The sequence below is a fragment of the Aquabacterium sp. UBA2148 genome, from assembly GCF_002328915.1.
Lineage (GTDB): Bacteria > Pseudomonadota > Gammaproteobacteria > Burkholderiales > Burkholderiaceae_C > Aquabacterium > Aquabacterium parvum.
The window spans coordinates 1-16,634 of sequence record NZ_DCXA01000098.1; the positions used below are offsets into that span (position 1 = coordinate 1).

The window sequence follows — 16,634 nt, forward strand, 5'->3', positions numbered from 1 at the left end:
GCCAGGATGTTGGTCTGGAAGGCAATGCCGTCGATCACGCTGATGATGTCGGCGATCTTGCGCGAGCTGGCGTGGATGGCGCCCATGGTCTCGACCACCTGGCCGACGACCGCACCACCCCGCTCGGCGACCACGGTGGCCTGATCGGCCAGCTGTCCTGCCTGGGCGGCGTGGCTGGCCGACTGCTGCACGCCCGCGCTGAGCTGCTCGACCGAGGCGGCGGTTTCCTGCTGGCGAGAGGCCTGCTGCTCGGTGCGCAGCGAGAGGTCCTGATTGCCCACCGCGATCTCCGAGGAAGCGTGCGCCACGGTTTCAGCCGAGGTGCGCACCTGCGAGACCACGCCGCGAAGGCTTTCGTTCATGCGGATGACGGTGGCCACCAGGTGGCTGAGTTCATCGCGCCCCTGGGCGTTGAGCTGGCGGTCGAGCCGGCCAGCGGCCACGTCGGCGGCGGCGTGCAGCACCTCGCTCAGCGGGCGGGTGATGCTGCGCAGGATCAGCCAACTCGCGGCCGAGCCGACCGACAGACCAATGGCCAACAGGACGGCGATGCCCGCGAGCACCTGTGCGGTCGCCGCCTGGGCAGCCTCCTGCGCGCTGGCCTGGCGCTGTTGACTCAGCTCGAACACCGCGGCCACGAGCTTGTCCAGCTGGGCGGTGGGCTCCCTGTCCTTGCCCTTGACGGCCTTGTCAACCACCTGGGCGCTGCCTGCAGGGTCGGCCATGTCGAACGCCCCCAGGGCCGCGAGGTAGGTCTGCTGCAAGGCGGCCAGCGACTCTCGGGATGCCTTGACTGGCGCGGTGTCCAGGCCCATCTGGCCATAAAGCGCCTCCAGCTCGGTCAGGCGGGAGGCCACCTCGCCGCCCTCCTTTTCGAAGGCCTTGCGGTACTTGGCATGCGCCTCGGCCTGGTGGCTGCGCAACAGCAGGTTCTTCCACTCCTGGATCTGGATCTTGAAGCTGACCTGGGCGCTTCGGGCCAGGTCGATGGCACGGGCGTGCTCCTGCGACATCGCGTGGGCTTGCTCGATGTGGTGCGTGCTGTTGCGCATGGCCATCCAGCCCAGCCCGCCCACCAGCAAGGTGATGAGCAGCAGCAAGGCGGCGAGCGCGGCGATGCGCGCGCCGATGGAGATTTGGTTGAGCGACATGGATCCCTCCGGTGGACAGGCTCGGCAATGGATGCTGGCCCCCGGCTGCGATCCTGCTGCGCCGCCCCGGCATAAGGGGATGTCAGCTTTTCGGCGGGAAGGCCGCTCGGCTTGAGGGGCCGAACGGATCAAATGGGCTCAGCCTGCCTGGGCCGGCACCACCGCATTCGTGTAAGCCTGCACAAAAGCAGAGGGCATGCGGCGCACCTTGCCCTGGGCGATGTCGACACAGACGAACTCGCTGCGGCCGCGAAAGGCCGTCTGGCCATCGTCGATTCGGATGAACTGGTAGTGGCGCTGCAAGGTGAGCTTGTCGGCCCCGGTCAACCAGGTGCCCAGGGCGATGCGCTCGCCCAGGCGGGTGGCCTGGATGTAGTTGAGCTCGTGCTGGCGCACCACCATGCCGTGGCCCAGGGCCTCGTACTCGGCCGGCCCCAGGCCCAGCGCGGTCGAGTGCGCCCAGGCGATGTCTTCGAGCCACTGCAGGTAAACCACGTTGTTGGTGTGCCGCATGAGGTCGATGTGCTCGGGCGCCACGGTCACCACCAGGGTGTGCGGGTTCGGGCGGTCCCAGGGCAAGTTGCTCAGGGTGCTCAAGGTGCTCAGGTCGGCGGCGGACATGGGGCGCGGTTCGCAGTTGGGTGGCAGGGGGCGATGATGCCACCGCCATGCAGCCCCGACCGACTCTTATCTTGAGTCGAACTTGACAAGTCATCCGGTCAAACCCTGATTTTGTCCGACGCACATCGGTGCATTTGGCTGGCATGATGGACTCAATTCTTGAGTCAGACTCAATATGAGCACCTCGCTGCAACGCCACCAACCCCGACAGGCCCGCTCTGCCCACCGCGTGCAGGCCATCCTCGCCGCTGCCCGCCAGGTGTTCTCGGCCCAGGGCTTTCAGCGCGCGACCATGGCCCACATCGCCGAGCTGGCCGGGGTGTCCGAAGCCACCGTTTTCACCTACTTCCCGGGCAAGCGAGAGCTGTGCATCCAGGTCATCACCGAGTGGTACGACGAGATCAGCACCGAGCTCGAGCGTGACCTGCCCAAGCTGCAAGGCGTGCACGCCAAGCTGGCCCACGTGGTGCGCGCCCACCTGCTCACCCTGCTGGCCGACGGCTCCGGGCTGTGCGCCCTGGTGCTCAGCGAGGGCCGCGCCGCCGACCCCGAGCTCGCCGCCGTGCTGGCCGAGTGCCGCCGCCGCTACACCGCACCGCTGATGCAGGCCCTGGCAGAAGGCCAGGCCTCGGGCGACGTGCGAGCCGACATGCCGCTGCGCCTGCTGCGCGACCTGGTCTACGGCTCGATGGAGCACGTGCTCTGGGACGCCATCACCACCCAGAAGCGCCCACGCATCGACACCACGGCCGAGCAGCTGACCGAGCTGATCTGGTCGGCCGTGATGCCGCGTGACACCTCGCTGGAAGCCCTGCGTCGCCTGCGCGACGAGGTGGCGGCGGCCTTGCGACAAACCGAAACCCCGCCGTCCATCCGCTGAACGGAGACCCCATGCCCGTGCTGAACACCCAGCTCAACCCGCGCAGCGAGGCCCACCTGGCCAACGCCAGCGCCATGCAGGCCCTCGTCGAGGACCTGGAACGCCTGCTTGACGTCGTCGCCCTGGGCGGCGGCGAGGCCCCGCGCGCCAAACACCTGGCCCGAGGCAAGCTGCTGCCGCGCGACCGCGTGGCCCAGTTGCTCGACGCCGGCTCGCCTTTTCTGGAAGTCGCGCCATTGGCCGCCTTGAACGTGTACGACAACGCGGCGCCCTGCGCGGGCGTGATCGCCGGCATCGGCCGGGTGGCAGGCGTGGAATGCATGGTGGTGTGCAACGACGCCACCGTCAAAGGCGGCACCTACTACCCCTTGACCGTCAAGAAGCACCTGCGCGCGCAGGAGATCGCTCAGCAGAACCGCCTGCCCTGCATCTACCTGGTCGACTCGGGCGGCGCCAACCTGCCGAACCAGGACGAGGTCTTTCCGGATCGCGACCACTTCGGCCGCATCTTCTACAACCAGGCCAACATGAGCGCGGCCGGCATCCCGCAGATCGCCGTGGTGATGGGCTCTTGCACGGCCGGTGGCGCCTACATGCCGGCCATGAGCGACGAGACCATCATCGTGGCCAAGCAGGGCACGATCTTCCTGGGTGGCCCGCCGCTGGTCAAAGCCGCCACGGGCGAAGAGGTCACGGCCGAAGACCTGGGCGGCGGCGACGTGCACACGCGGCTGTCGGGCGTGGCCGACCACCTGGCGCGCGACGACGAGCACGCGCTGGCGATCGCGCGGCAATGCGTGGCGCGACTGAACTGGCGCAAGTTGCCTGAGCTGTCGCTGATCACCCCCCGCCCTCCCCTGCTGGACGAGGCCGAGCTGATGGGCGTGATCCCGACCGACACGCGCAAGCCTTTTGACGTGCGCGAGGTCATCGCCCGGCTGGTCGATGGCTCCGAGTTCGACGAGTTCAAGGCTCGCTACGGCGCCACCCTGGTGTGCGGCTTCGCGCACATCGAGGGCATGCCGGTGGGCATCGTGGCCAACAACGGCATCCTGTTTTCGGAGTCGGCCAACAAGGGCGCGCACTTCATCGAGCTGTGCTGCCAGCGCAAGGTGCCGCTGGTGTTCCTGCAGAACATCACCGGCTTCATGGTGGGCCGCAAGGTCGAGAACGAAGGCATCGCGCGGGCGGGCGCCAAGATGGTGACCGCCGTGTCGTGCGCGCAGGTGCCCAAATTCACCGTCGTCATCGGTGGCAGCTTCGGCGCGGGCAACTACGGCATGTGCGGCCGCGCCTTCAACCCGCGCTTCGTGTGGATGTGGCCGAACGCGCGCATCAGCGTGATGGGCGGCGAGCAGGCCGCTTCGGTGCTGGCCACCGTCAAGCGCGATGGCATCGAGGCCAAGGGCGGGCAGTGGAGCGCCGACGAAGAGGCCGCTTTCAAGGCCCCCATCCGTGATCAGTACGAAGCGCAAGGCCACCCCTACTACGCCACCGCCCGCCTATGGGACGATGGCCTGATCCGCCCCACCGACACCCGCCGCGTGCTGGCTCTGGCGCTCAGCGCCAGCCTGAACGCCCCCATCCCCGAGACGCGATTCGGCGTCTTCCGCATGTGAGGAGATGCGCATGAGCGCTTCATTGGATGTTTCGTCGCTGCAGCACCTGGACGTGAGCCGACAAGGCAACGTGGCCACGGTTCGACTCAACCGCCCCGACGTGCGCAACGCCTTCCACGCCGACACGGTGGCCGAGCTCACGCGGGTTTTTGCATCGTTCCAGGACGACGCCGAGCTGCGCGCCGTGGTGCTGGGCTCGACGGGCGTGGCCTTTTGCTCGGGCGCCGACCTGAACTGGATGCGCCAGACCGCCGACTACAGCTGGGTGGACAACCACCGCGACGCCTCGCGCCTGGCGAACATGCTGTGGACGCTGACCTGCTGCCCCGTGCCCGTTGTCGCGGAGGTGCAGGGCGACTGCTACGGCGGCGGCGTGGGCCTGGTGTCTTGCTGCGATGTGGTGGTGGCGGCCGAGTCCGCGCAGTTCTGCCTGTCAGAGGCCAAGCTCGGCCTGATCCCGGCCACCATCAGCCCCTACGTGATCCACGCGATTGGCGAGCGGGCCGCGCGGCGCTACTTCGTGACGGCCGAGCGCTTCTCGGCCGAGCGAGCGCAGGCCATGGGCATGGTGCACGAGGTGGTGGCGCCAGATGCCTTGAGCGCGACCACGCAAGGCATCGTTGACGCCATCTTGCGCAACGGCCCGAACGCCGTGCGCGAGTGCAAGACGCTGGTGCGCGAAATCGGCAGCCGCCCGATCACGCACGAGCTGCGCGACGTGACCGCCCGCCGCATCGCCGACGTGCGCGCCAGCGACGAGGGCAAGGCAGGGCTCAACGCCTTCCTCACGCGCGGCACGCCGCCGTGGGTGAACAAGAACTGAGGCCACGCATGTTCACCAAAATCCTCATCGCCAACCGAGGCGAAATCGCCTGCCGAGTGGCCGCGACCGCGCGCCGCTTGGGCATCCGCACCGTGGCCGTCTACTCCGAAGCCGACGCCCATGCGCGCCACGTACAGGCCTGCGACGAAGCCGTCTGCATCGGCCCGGCCAGCCCGCGCGAGAGCTACCTGCGCGCCGACCGCATCCTAGAGGTCGCGAAGGCCACGGGGGCGCAGGCCGTGCACCCTGGCTACGGCTTCCTCTCGGAGAACGAAGGCTTCGCGCAAGCTTGCACCAACGCCGGCATCGCCTTCATCGGCCCGCCGCCTTCGGCCATCGCGGCCATGGGCAGCAAGTCGGCCGCCAAGGCCCTGATGGAAAAGGCCGGCGTGCCCCTGGTGCCCGGCTACCACGGTGACCGGCAAGACAGCGACTTCCTGCTCGCACAGGCCCAATCCATCGGCTTTCCGGTGCTGATCAAGGCCAGCGCGGGCGGTGGTGGCAAGGGCATGCGCATCGTGCGACAGGCCAATGAGTTCACGCCTGCGCTTGCTTCGTGCCAACGTGAAGCCCAAGCCAGCTTCGGTGACCAGCACGTGCTGATCGAGCGCTATGTCACGCAGCCAAGGCACATCGAGATCCAGGTGTTCGCCGATGCGCATGGCAACGTGGTGCACCTGGGTGAGCGCGACTGCTCGGTGCAACGCCGCCACCAGAAGGTGCTGGAAGAAGCGCCGGCCCCCGGCATGTCGCCCGAACTTCGCGCGCAGATGGGCGCCGCCGCCGTGGCCGCCGCCCAGAGCGTGGGCTATGTGGGCGCGGGCACGGTCGAGTTCATCTGTGAACAAGCGGGTGGCGCCGGCTTGGGTGGCGCAGGCGTCTCGGCTTTCTATTTCATGGAGATGAACACGCGCCTGCAGGTCGAGCACCCGGTCACCGAGATGGTCTCGGGCTTCGACCTGGTGGAGTGGCAGATCCGCGTGGCCGAAGGCCAGCCGCTGCCCGTCAAGCAAGAAGACATCACCTTGAGCGGCCACGCCATCGAGGCTCGCCTGTACGCCGAAGACCCGTACGCGGGCTTTGCGCCGCAGACCGGTCCGGTGCAGTGGTGGCGCCCTGCGCTGGCCCTGTATGACGGCGTGCGCATCGACGACGGCATCCGCGAAGGTGGCGAAGTCACCCCGCACTACGACCCGATGGTGGCCAAGCTCATCGTGCACGGACGCGACCGCGCCGACGCCATCCGCCGCCTGATGGCCACGCTGGACGACGCCCCGCTGCTGGGCCTCAAGCACAACGCCCGCTTCCTGCGCGACCTGGTCGACCACCCGCGTTTCCGAGCTGGCAGCATGACCACCACGCTGATCGACCAGTGGCAAGCCGATGGCGATGCGATCCTGCATGCGCCGGTGGCCGCAGACGATGCTTGGCTGATCGCGGGCGCGCTGTTTGGTGCGCGCCAGCAAGGCACGACCCAGCTGCTGCGCGCCGACAGCGTCAGCGCCTGGGACCTGCCCTTGCAGCAAGACACTGTCAAGCGCACGCTGCGCGTGAGCGCTGCCTCAGGCGGCCTCTACAACGTGGCGATGAACCCGCAAGCCGCCCCCGTCGCCGTGAAGCTGCTGAGCGAAGACGCCACGCGCGGCGAAGCCCGCGTCGAGCTCGATGGCGTGCAGCGACGCGTGCGCGCCGTGTGGCTGGGCGACACCCTGAACCTCGTCATCGACGCCGCTGTTTTCACCTTCGCCGAGGTCTCGGCCTGGCCGGACGCGGGCAACGCCCTCGACCCGAGCCGCGCCCTGGCGCCCGTGGCCGGCACCGTCACACAGGTGCTGGTGCAGGCCGGTGACGCCGTCACCGAAGGCCAGCCGCTGTTGGCCATCGAGGCCATGAAGATGGAAATGTGGCTCAACGCCCAGGCGCCGGGCGTGATCAAAGCTGTGTACGCGAAAGCGGGCGACCAGGTGCAGGCCAAGACCCTGCTGATCGACATCGAACTCAACAAGGAAGACTGACATGGACAAGGCCATCCTGACCTGCGCGCTGACCGGCGTGCTCACCGACCCGGCGCAGCACCCCGTGCCCGTGCTGCCTAAGGAAATGGCCGCCGCTGCGCGCGAGGCCTTTGACGCGGGCGCGTCGATCATGCACGTGCACCTGCGCAGGCAAGAGCCCGGCATGGGTCGCTTCCCCAGCTGGGACCCGGCCGTGGCCGGCGAGATCGACACCGCCATCCGCGAAGCCTGCCCGGGCGTCATCATCAACCTGACCACCGGCGTGGTGGGGCCCGACATCAGCGGCCCTTCGGCCTGCATTCGCGCCGTGCGCCCCGAGATCGCGGCCTGCAACGCCGGCAGCCTGAACTACCTCAAGATCAAGGACAACGGCCAGTGGGCCTGGCCGCCCATGCTTTTTGACAACACGGTCGACAAGGTCAAGGCCATGATCGACGTGATGAACGAGACCGGCACGCGCCCCGAGTTCGAGTGCTTCGACGTGGGCATCGTGCGCTCGGTGGGCATGTACCAGAAGGCCGGCATGGCCGAACACCTGGAATACAACTTCGTGATGGGCGTGGCCTCGGGCATGCCGGCCGATGCCGATCTGCTCAAGCTGCTGGTCAAGTACCGCGAGCCGAACACCATCTGGCAGACCACGCTGATCGGCCGCGAAGAAATCTGGGCCGTGCACCAGGCCACCGCCGACCTGGGCGGCATGCTGCGCACCGGCGTGGAAGACACCTTCTACCTGCCGGGTGGCGAGAAGACCACGGGCAACGGGCAGCTGATCGAAGCGCTGGCCGCTTGCGCTAAGCGCGCGGGGCGCGAGGTGGCTTCGCCGGCTGAAGCGCGGCAGATGCTGGGGCTGCGTGAGGCCAAGTTCCATGGCGTGGGGGCGTTGCCGCTGGCGGCTTGAGCAAGCACACTCCAAAGGCCCTCGGGGGCCTGGCGAAGACAACAGAAGGCCGCGTACAGCGGCCTTCTCATTTGGCACGACTTTCAACTCGTCAGCGATCCGATCGCGCCACCTTCCGCTGCCTCACCAACCCCTCCCGATCCACCTGCCCCGCCAGCATCTCGACATCCGCATCGCGCACGCCACATGCCTTGAAGTGCGCTCGCCACCCGTCCACCACCGCAGCCACTCGCCGCACCGCATCGCGTGCCTGATGAGCACTGAGCCCGAACAAGGCCGCGTCCGACAAGGCGTTGTCGATGGATGAGACCGCACCGTCGCGGCCCACGCGCATTTGCTGATACCCCAGCGCCTGCCCGGTCGGCAACACGTCGAACGCGGGCGAGAGTTCGTACTCGCAGCGCTCGTTCATCAGCAGCACGTGGTTCTTCTCGTGGTCGTCGGTGTTGTCGATCAGGATGTTGAAGACCATGCGCCGAAACAGCTCATGCATTTGCGCCTGGTTGATGCCATCGCGCAAAGGGCCTCGGCGCCGCAGCAGCTGCGCCAGCTCGGGGTAGCCCATCTCTTCACCCGCTGCGCGCAAAGCCACGTGGGCTGACAAAGCATGCAGGCGCAACAGGCCATCCGGGCTGGGCAGGCGGTCAAAGCGACGCACAGCCACCGCGTGGCCTTTGGTCAGGGCAATCGCCCGGGTGGGCGCCACGTTGATGCCCGCACGTGCGGCCAGGGTCATGGTCGCGTGCTCGATGAGCGGCTCGTCCAGCAGCTCACCCGCGTCGGCAAACTTGATCACCCACGGGTGCCCATCCATCTGGATCAGCGCCTTCGGCCGGGCGCCGCCCATGGTCACGCCAGGCGCGATCAAGCGCTTGAGCTCGTCGCGAATCGGGGTGCCCGCTTCGACCTGGCGAACCACGTCGTGCAGCGCCTGTGCGTCTGCAAAAGCCGGCAGCGGGCCCTGTGCACGCGGCAGGTACACCTGCCCCGACAGCGATACCCCGAGCGCACCCAGGCGCTCATCACCGGCCAGGAACAAGTGCTCCATGATGGACAGGCGTGCCGGGCGGTCCAGCAGCCGGATGACGCGCTCGCCCCAGCGATCAGGGCGGGCGTCATCGACCGCGCCTGCGGCCGTGTCCTTGCTTGAGGGCAAGAAGACCTGGTCGAGCAAGGGCAGGTCTTCGCTCAAGGCGAAGCCGCGTTTCAACCAGTCCTCGTGATAGCGCAGGGAGGCCCCACGCATGGACGGCACGAAGCGCAGAACCCCGATCGGAAAGGGGGAGTGCGGACGCCCCAACCACCACAGGTGCAGCTCGTCCCAGGGGCCGGTCAGGGCCCCTGTGCGGGCATCGGTGATGTCGCTCATGGCTTGCTGCCTGCGCTCAGTTGCGCCGACTGCTGCAAACCACCATCGGCAGCAGGCCCTTTGCGCACGGAACGCATCGACGCCGAGCGGACATCGCTCTCCAGTGCGCCCAAGTCGAGATCAGGAGACGCCAGCTCGGCCAGGGCCTGTGCACGCCCGATCAGCCACAAGGCCGTGGCGTAGCTGCCAAAGGCCACCGATGGGTCGCCCTTTTCCATGCGCGCCAGCGTGGGCTCGGTGACACCGATGCGCTCTGCCCAGGCCTTTCGCGATGCCTTGCGCCGTTTGCGAGCAATGGTCAGGTGCTCGCCCAACTGCCGCATCTGCGCCAGCACGGCGGGCGGCATGCAAGCAAGGGCGCGAGATGGCTTTGGCATTCATTCATGTTATCAAAAATGCCAAAAAACAAACATCTATTTATGAAAAGAACCTGAACGCACCCCGCCCTGCCGCCTTGGCCGCGTACAAGGCGGCGTCCGCATGCCGCAGCAGCGTTTCGCCATCGGTGCCGTCCTGCGGGAACATCGCGATGCCCACGCTGCAGCCGATGTGGGCCTCCCGGTCGCCGGACAATGCAAAGGGGCGCTGCATGCGCTCGATGATGGCGCGCGCCACCACCTCGGCGCCCTCCGGGCTGCTCAGGTCTTCGAGCACCACCACGAACTCGTCGCCCCCGATGCGGGCCACGGTGTCGTTGTCGCGCAGGTGCAGGCGCAATCGCTTGGCCACGCCCTTGAGCAACTCGTCCCCGGCTTCGTGACCCATCTGGTCGTTGACGGGCTTGAACTTGTCCAGGTCGAGGAACATGACCGCACACCGGCCGCCCCCACGCAGCGTGCGCTCCAGCGTGTGAGCCAGGCGCGAGTTCAGCAGCAGCCGGTTGGGCAGCTCGGTCAGCGCATCGTGGTGGGCCAGGCGCTCCATCTGCGTCTCGGCATGGGGGATGCGCGTGATGTCGGTGTACACGCCCACGTGGTTGATCACGCGCTGCTGGTCATCGCGCACGGTGCTGATGGCCAACCAGCTCGGGAAGATTTCGCCGCCCTTGCGGCGGTTCCAGATCTCGCCTTGCCAGGTGCCTGTCTCCAGCAGTTCGCGCCACAGGTTCTGGAAGAAGGCCCGCTCGTGCCGACCTGAAGACAGCAGCCTCAGGTTCATGCCCAGCACGTCCGACTCCCGGTACTCGGTGATGCGCTCGAAGGCCGGGTTCACCGCCATCACACGGCCTTGCGGGTCGCTGATGACCACCCCCTCCTGTGTGGAGCGGAACACCGTGGCCGCGAGTTTCAGGCGCTCGGCCTGTTCGTGGGCCTCGGTGATGTCGCGCGTGATCTTGGCAAAACCTTTGACCTGCCCCTGGGCGTCGCACAAGGTCAGGATGAGCACACTGGCCCGAAAGAGCGTGCCGTCCTTGCGTTGGCGCCATCCCTCTTCGCTGTACTGCCCATTGACCAGGGCCGCAGCCAGTGCCTGCTGAGGCTTGCCTGCCGCCACATCGGCTTCGGAGAAAAAACAGCTGTAGTGCCGGCCGATGGCTTCGTCGGCGTGCCAGCCCTTGATGCGCTCTGCGCCCTGGTTCCAGCTGATGATGACGCCACGGGCGTCTAGCATGAAGATGGCGTGGTCCTTCAAGGCCTCGGCCATGAGCCGAAAGCGCTGCTCGCCATCGGCCAGCTCGCTGGCCAACGAAGCCGCCATGACGCGTGCGCGAGCGCGCGTGTTCGCCAGGCTCCAGGTCAGGGCGCAAAGCAAGGCGCCCGCCAGCGCCACGCCAGCCAGCGTCAGGGCATGCGTGTTTCGCCCATTGAGCGGCCAAAAGCCGGGCAGCGCGCTGTAGCGCACCTCCCATTGGCGGCCATGCAACCACATGGTGAGGCTGACCTCGGGCAGGCTCGCGTCCTGCATCACGCCGTCGGGTTGAACCTGCGGGGCGCTCTCGAACAGCACCTGGGGCTTGCCTTGGCTGTTGATGCCCTGGTCGACCAGGCGCACCTTGACGCGTTGCAATTCGTCCTGGAACACGGCACCCAGGAGGTCGCCAATGCGGATGGGGCTGTAGACCCAGCCCTTCAGGCGGGCTCGGCGTTGCTCGGTCGACACGGGCACCATGCCACCTTCGTAGACCGGCAGGTAGGCCAGCACCCCGGTCTGAACGTTGGCATCGGTTTCCTGAACCAATCGCACGCCACCGCTGTACGCGATGCCGCCCTGGTCACGGGCGTGCGACATGGCCTCGCCGCGCACCGGCTCGGACATCATGTCGTAGCCAAAAGCGCGCAGGTTGCGCCCGGTAAAGGGCTCGAGGTAGACGATGGCGCTGTAGCGATCCCGCGGCCCGTTGGGCGTGACATCGTAAGCCGGAAAGCCACTGGCACGGACCTCTCGCAGGTGCTCGGGCAGGTCAGCGGGCAAGATGTGCTGCGAGTAGCCCAAGCCCTGAATGCCCAGTTGGACCTCTTCCAGCCTCAAGGCCACGACGTACTCACGCCACTCTTCGCGCGTGACGTTCTGGGACGACGCGAACAACCCGGCCGCACCGCGCAAGATGGCATCGCATATCTGAAGCCGCTGGGCCAGGCGTTCATGCAGCCTCACGGCCTGCTTGGCAAAGGCTGCGTCTCGCTCGCCTTCTTCGAGTTGCCTGAGCGCGAGGTGGGTCAACAACAAGGCCAGGACGCTGAGCGCCAGGGGCACCAGCACCGGCAGGTGTTGGTGTGCGGAAGCAGGTGTGCGGGCCATGGCCAAGGGAGCTTTGGGTCAAGGGGCTTGCGGCGCACATCGACACCTCGCAGGCCCGCAAGACACCCGCGCGATTCCATTGTGCGCCAAGCCATTGCCCGCTGTGTCAGGCATTGCCTGGTGTCAAACCCTGCACGGCAACGGCCTGGGCGCCAGAAGGCGCCTCAGGCGGTGGACGATTTCACGACATCCAGCGAAGCCTGCACGCCGGGGGCATAGCGGACCCGGTTGCGCCCCGCTTCCTTGGCCGCGTACAGGCCGGCGTCGGCCTGCTCGATCAGCTTGTCCAGGGAAGCAACCTGGCTTTCGGGCAGGGTGCACACACCGAAGCTGGAGGTGATGCGCAGGCCTGCCACGCTGGTCACCCCGGGGCCGGCTTCGGCCTCCATGCGGGCGCGCATGCGCTGGGCCACGCGCAGCGCCTCGGGCAGCGGCGTGTTGGGCAGCACGATGCAGAACTCCTCGCCACCGTAGCGGCACAGGAGGTCTTCAGGTCGCAGGGAGGTTTTGAGCAAGGCCGCCACCTGCTGGATGACCTGGTCGCCCACGGCGTGGCCATGGGTGTCGTTGAAGTTCTTGAACTTGTCGATGTCGCTCATGATGCAGGCCAGGGGCGTGCCCTGCTCGCGGGCGCGAGAAAAGAGCGGCTCGGCCCGGGCGTAGAAAGCCCGGCGGTTCAGGCAGCCCGTCATCGGGTCGTGGTTGGCGAGCTTTTCAAGCTCGACGTTCTGCGTCTGGATGCGGTCGTGAGAGCGTTCCAGCTCACCCAGCGCTTCACGCAGGCGAACGTTGGCGCGGTCGAGTTCGGTGACGTCGTCGAGCGTGACCACGCATCCCCGGGGAGCGCCCTTGGCATCGCAGATGGCGGCGCAGTTCATCAAGGCCTGACGCGCCTGACCGTCTTCGCCGGTGATGCGCACCTGCACGCCCAGCACGGGCTCGCGGGTCTTCATCGCCACCAGCCAGGGTGGGTTCTTGGCCGCGTCACCCAGCGCATCGTTGAGCCAGGCCAGCTCCGACACCGGTCTGCCCAGCTGCGCGCCCTCACTGGGGTAGAGCCGCGAGAAGGCCTCGTTGGTGAGCATGATGCGCTGCTGATGATCGAGCACGAGCAGGCCTTCGGCCAGGGCATCGAAAGCCGCCCTCACGCGCTCGGGGATGGCCTGGGATGGGTCCAGGTGCTGCAGCATGCGCCGCAGGTAGAAGTAATAGACCAGCAAGCCTGCCGTGCTTAGGCTGAGCATCAGGGCCAGCATGTTGCCCTGCACGGTGGCGGTCACGCTGCCACCGATGTAGATGCCGCCGCCATCGTTGCCCGACACCAGGTTGCCCGCGCCCGCCGCCGTGCCGCCGATGGTGACGGTGCCGCCGTCGTCCACGTACAGGCCGTAGCCGGTGTTGCCCAGGTCAACCGTGCCCGTGACGTCGGTGCCGATCTTGTTGCCCTGCACGGTCACCGTGCCCGTGGTGGTGACCCACACGCCCCGGTTGCTGAAGCCCGAGATCACGTTGCCAGCACCGGCTGCCGTGCCGCCGATGGTGACGTTGCTGGCGGAGGTCTCCAGCATGATCCCGTGGGCGCTGTTGGTGCTGGTGAAGGCGCTGGTGCCGGCGGCATCGGTGCCGATGTAGTTGCCGCTCACGGTGGTGCCATTGGCACCGCTGGCCAGGTAGATGTTGTAGGCCGAAGCGTTGCCGGAGATCACGTTGCGATCTGCCGCCGTCGTGCCCCCGATCAGCACGTTGGCGCCATAGCTCTCGATGCCTTCGGATGCGTTGCGCTCTCCCGTGCCTGCGTTGCTGCCATCGGCGTTGAAGCTGCCGATGTAGTTGCCAACGATGGTGTGGTTGTCAGAGCCCGAGTCGATGTGGATGCCATCGGCCGAGAAGTCGCGGATCACGAAGCCGCGGATGGTGCTGCCGTCGGCCGTCGAGTTGAGCGTGAAGCCGTGCCCGCTGCCGCCTTCGCCATCGAGCACGATGAGCGGATGCGTGCTGTAGCCGGCCTGGGTCGCCGCGTTCAGGTAGATGGCATCGGAGATGGTCGGCAGCGTCGAGCTCAGCGTGATCGTGTACTCGCCGTAAGCCCCCGAAGCGCCCGTGATGTTGAAGGTGACAACGTTCAGCCCGGCGGTGTTGTTGGCCGCGATGATGGCCTCGCGCAGCGACACCTTGCCGTCCGTGCCCTTGCTGGCGTTGAGCTGCTCGACGTTGAAGCCCGTGCCCAGGCCGGTGTCGTTGGTGTCGGCCGTGGTGTCCACCACCAAGGTCGTCGGCATGTCGAGCACCGTGATGGCGATGTCCTGCTGGTCCAGCAGCAGGCTGTCGCTGGCGTACACGGTCACGTTGTAGACGTTGTCGCCACCGTTGTCCTGAGGGCTTTCGAAGTCGGGGGCGTTCTTGAAGGTCAGAACGCCTGTGCTGCTGTTGAGGTTGAACAGCGAAGCGTCGATGCCGCCCAGGCTGTAGGTGATGGCGCTGCCCTCGGCGTCGGTGGCCACCACCGTGGTGACCGACGTGAGGGTCTCGTTGACGTTGACGTTGGCAGTGGCGCCGCCGCCATTGCTGGTGATGACCGGTGCGTCGTTGACGCGCGTGACGGTGACCGAAGCGGTCGCGGTGGCGCTGTTGCCGCCATACGGGTCCATCGCCACGAAGTTGATCGTGCGGGTGGTGGTGCTCGGGTGGTCGGAGGCGTTGTCGTACTGGATGGTGCGCAGCACCTGCTGGTAGTTGGCCGCCGTGTCGCTGCCGCTGAGCGTGAGCACCCCGGTGGTGGCGTTGTAAGACTTGCTGATGTTCGTGCCCGTGACATCGGCCAGCAGCGACTCCAGACCCGCGTTCTGGATGTTGCTGATGGTCACCGTCATGCCGCTGAGGTTGGGGCTGATGCCGTTGCTGCCAGCGGTCACGGTGGCCAGGGTGCTGCTGGTGATGTTGACGGGCGTGTTCTCGAAGTACGCGGCCGAATAACCGGTGCCAGCCACGCCGCCATTGAGGTCCACCGCCGGCGGCGTGGGGGCGGTGTAGTTGATGGTCAGCAGCGGACGGTAGGCGGAGGTGCCGTTCTCGGAACTGGCGAACGCGACCTCGTTGCCATCGGTGTAGAGCATCCAGCCCAGGTTGCTCGCGCCATTGGCCCAGGCCTGCACCGTGCTGGTGACCGTGAAGGTGGTGTAGACGTTTTTGCTGCTGAGGTCGTTGGCGCCAGCCGAGGTCGAAGAGGCCTCCACGTTATCGATCGAGATGCCATTCGTCAGCGAATTCCAGGTCGACGATTCATCCCAGTTCGCCGCCAGGATGCGGTGCAGGTAAGCATCACCGGTGCCGTCTTCGGTGATGTACAGGCGCACCGTGGCCGAGGTGATGACGGAGCCATCCGGGATGCTGCCCCCTCCGCTGCTGAACAGGTTGTCAAAGCGCAGCAAGACCTGTTTGGCATCGTTGTTTGCATTCAGCATGTTCAACAAGGTGTTGCTGCCGTCTGCCGTGTTCGGGGCCGCAGAGTTGATGACCGTGTCCTGCGTGCCCGTGTAGCTGGACACCCCCTGCTGGAAGGTGGCCGTGGCCAGCACACCCTGCCATTGGGTCTGCAGGCCCTCGCCCAGCGCCACCGAGGTCTCGACCTGCCCGACACGTTGCTCCAGCACCCAGTCACCGCCGAGCGCGCTGGCGCCGGTTCGGTCCTCGCTGGCGGCCGCGTCGGCACCGGTCAGCAAGGACAGGTCGGACAGCAGCTGCCTGCCTTCGGCGCTGGCGGCCAGGTCGCATCCGTAAAGCAGCAAATCGCCGTCATCGCCAAAGGCTTGCGACCACTGCACGAGCTCACCGGCCCGCTCGGCCAAGGTGGTGCTGTCGAGCACCGCCGAGCCCAGTTGCAGCGAGCCCGCCTGCCCGTGGCTGAACACGTGGACCGCGTCCAGGTCCTGATGCTGGGCCAACCAGTCGCCGATCTGCTGCAGGCCATCCGCGTTGGCGTCCAGCCGGACCACGTCGAGCACACGGCCATCTGCCTGGGCTTGCTGCTGCAGCAAGGCAATGAGCTGGTCGGCGTTGTCGATGCCCCCATCGACGAATGCGACCTCGTGGCGCGGCGCCTCGGCTTGCGAACCCGTGGTTGCCGCGTCTTGGGTGCTGCGCACCTGGTGAGCGCTCACCAGGGTGGTCTCGACCTGCGGCTCCGCAGTCTGATCAGCTTGCCAGCTCAGGCCGGGCAGCACCGCCTCGGCGTCTGCCGAAAAAAGCACGCGTGGCTCCAGCTCCTCCACAAGGAGGCGCGGCTGGGGCGTGGCGCGGGCGGGGGCGGGACGGCGGCGGAACATTCGGAGACAGTCCGGGGGTCAGGCCTGGTCCCAGGGGTGCCGACCGCGCCAGCTGAGCTGGCTGGCCAGTTGCTCCTCTTGCTGCAGCAGGGCCCAACGGGCCTGCGCGGCAGCGCCCTCGTGACGCCCTTGCACCCAGCGCACCGCCAGGCGCGCCACCGGCGCCGCCAAGCCGGGCCAGCGCGGCAGCAGCG

General features: G+C 67.3%; 11 protein-coding genes. 5 read left to right on the top strand and 6 right to left on the bottom strand.

The window, feature by feature from the left end; translation table 11 throughout:
• Both B2W70_RS05265 and B2W70_RS05270 read right to left on the bottom strand, forming a co-directional pair.
• Window positions 1-1,151: methyl-accepting chemotaxis protein (locus B2W70_RS05265; RefSeq protein ID WP_286743581.1), on the bottom strand; the 1,151-nt coding region annotated here is incomplete at its 3' end.
• Window positions 1,152-1,289: 138 nt separating this feature from the next.
• On the bottom strand, window positions 1,290-1,772 hold the full coding sequence (locus B2W70_RS05270) for an acyl-CoA thioesterase (RefSeq protein WP_286743587.1): 483 nt from the start codon (window positions 1,770-1,772) through the stop codon (window positions 1,290-1,292).
• A 175-nt stretch (window positions 1,773-1,947) separates the two neighbouring features.
• Between B2W70_RS05270 and B2W70_RS05275 the strand changes: the two genes are divergently transcribed.
• From B2W70_RS05275 to B2W70_RS05295, 5 genes are read left to right on the top strand one after another with little or no spacing between them, the layout of a single operon-like run.
• Window positions 1,948-2,652 carry a TetR/AcrR family transcriptional regulator gene (locus B2W70_RS05275; RefSeq protein ID WP_286743592.1) on the top strand — a complete coding sequence of 235 codons (705 nt, stop codon included), beginning with the start codon at window positions 1,948-1,950 and terminating at the stop codon, window positions 2,650-2,652.
• Between the two features lie 11 nt (window positions 2,653-2,663).
• Window positions 2,664-4,271 (top strand): carboxyl transferase domain-containing protein, encoded by a 1,608-nt coding sequence (locus B2W70_RS05280; protein ID WP_286743594.1) that lies wholly within the window; start codon window positions 2,664-2,666, stop codon window positions 4,269-4,271.
• A 10-nt stretch (window positions 4,272-4,281) separates the two neighbouring features.
• Window positions 4,282-5,094, top strand: coding sequence for an enoyl-CoA hydratase/isomerase family protein (locus tag B2W70_RS05285; protein ID WP_286743595.1), 813 nt, complete (start codon window positions 4,282-4,284; stop codon window positions 5,092-5,094).
• Between the two features lie 8 nt (window positions 5,095-5,102).
• Window positions 5,103-7,109 carry an acetyl-CoA carboxylase biotin carboxylase subunit gene (locus B2W70_RS05290; protein WP_286743598.1) on the top strand — a complete coding sequence of 669 codons (2,007 nt, stop codon included), beginning with the start codon at window positions 5,103-5,105 and terminating at the stop codon, window positions 7,107-7,109.
• Window position 7,110: 1 nt separating this feature from the next.
• The gene (locus B2W70_RS05295; protein WP_286743600.1) at window positions 7,111-8,010 is read left to right on the top strand and encodes a 3-keto-5-aminohexanoate cleavage protein; all 900 of its coding nucleotides are present in this window, start codon (window positions 7,111-7,113) and stop codon (window positions 8,008-8,010) included.
• 91 nt (window positions 8,011-8,101) lie between these two features.
• On the opposite strand, the gene B2W70_RS05300 is transcribed toward B2W70_RS05295, so the two are convergent.
• From B2W70_RS05300 to B2W70_RS05315, 4 genes are all read right to left on the bottom strand, one after another.
• Window positions 8,102-9,379, bottom strand: a complete 1,278-nt coding sequence (locus B2W70_RS05300; RefSeq protein ID WP_286743602.1) for a type II toxin-antitoxin system HipA family toxin — start codon at window positions 9,377-9,379, stop codon at window positions 8,102-8,104.
• Window positions 9,376-9,756: a helix-turn-helix domain-containing protein gene (locus B2W70_RS05305; protein WP_286743604.1), complete on the bottom strand. Its 381-nt coding sequence runs from the start codon at window positions 9,754-9,756 to the stop codon at window positions 9,376-9,378. The genes B2W70_RS05300 and B2W70_RS05305 overlap by 4 nt, the downstream gene beginning before the upstream one ends.
• 40 nt (window positions 9,757-9,796) lie before the next feature.
• Complete coding sequence (locus B2W70_RS05310) at window positions 9,797-12,118, bottom strand: sensor domain-containing diguanylate cyclase (RefSeq protein ID WP_286743607.1); 2,322 nt, start codon at window positions 12,116-12,118, stop codon at window positions 9,797-9,799.
• A 164-nt stretch (window positions 12,119-12,282) separates the two neighbouring features.
• Entirely contained in the window at window positions 12,283-16,440 is a 4,158-nt protein-coding gene (locus tag B2W70_RS05315) for a DUF4347 domain-containing protein (RefSeq protein WP_286743610.1), read from the bottom strand.
• Between the last annotated feature and the right edge of the window lie 194 nt (window positions 16,441-16,634).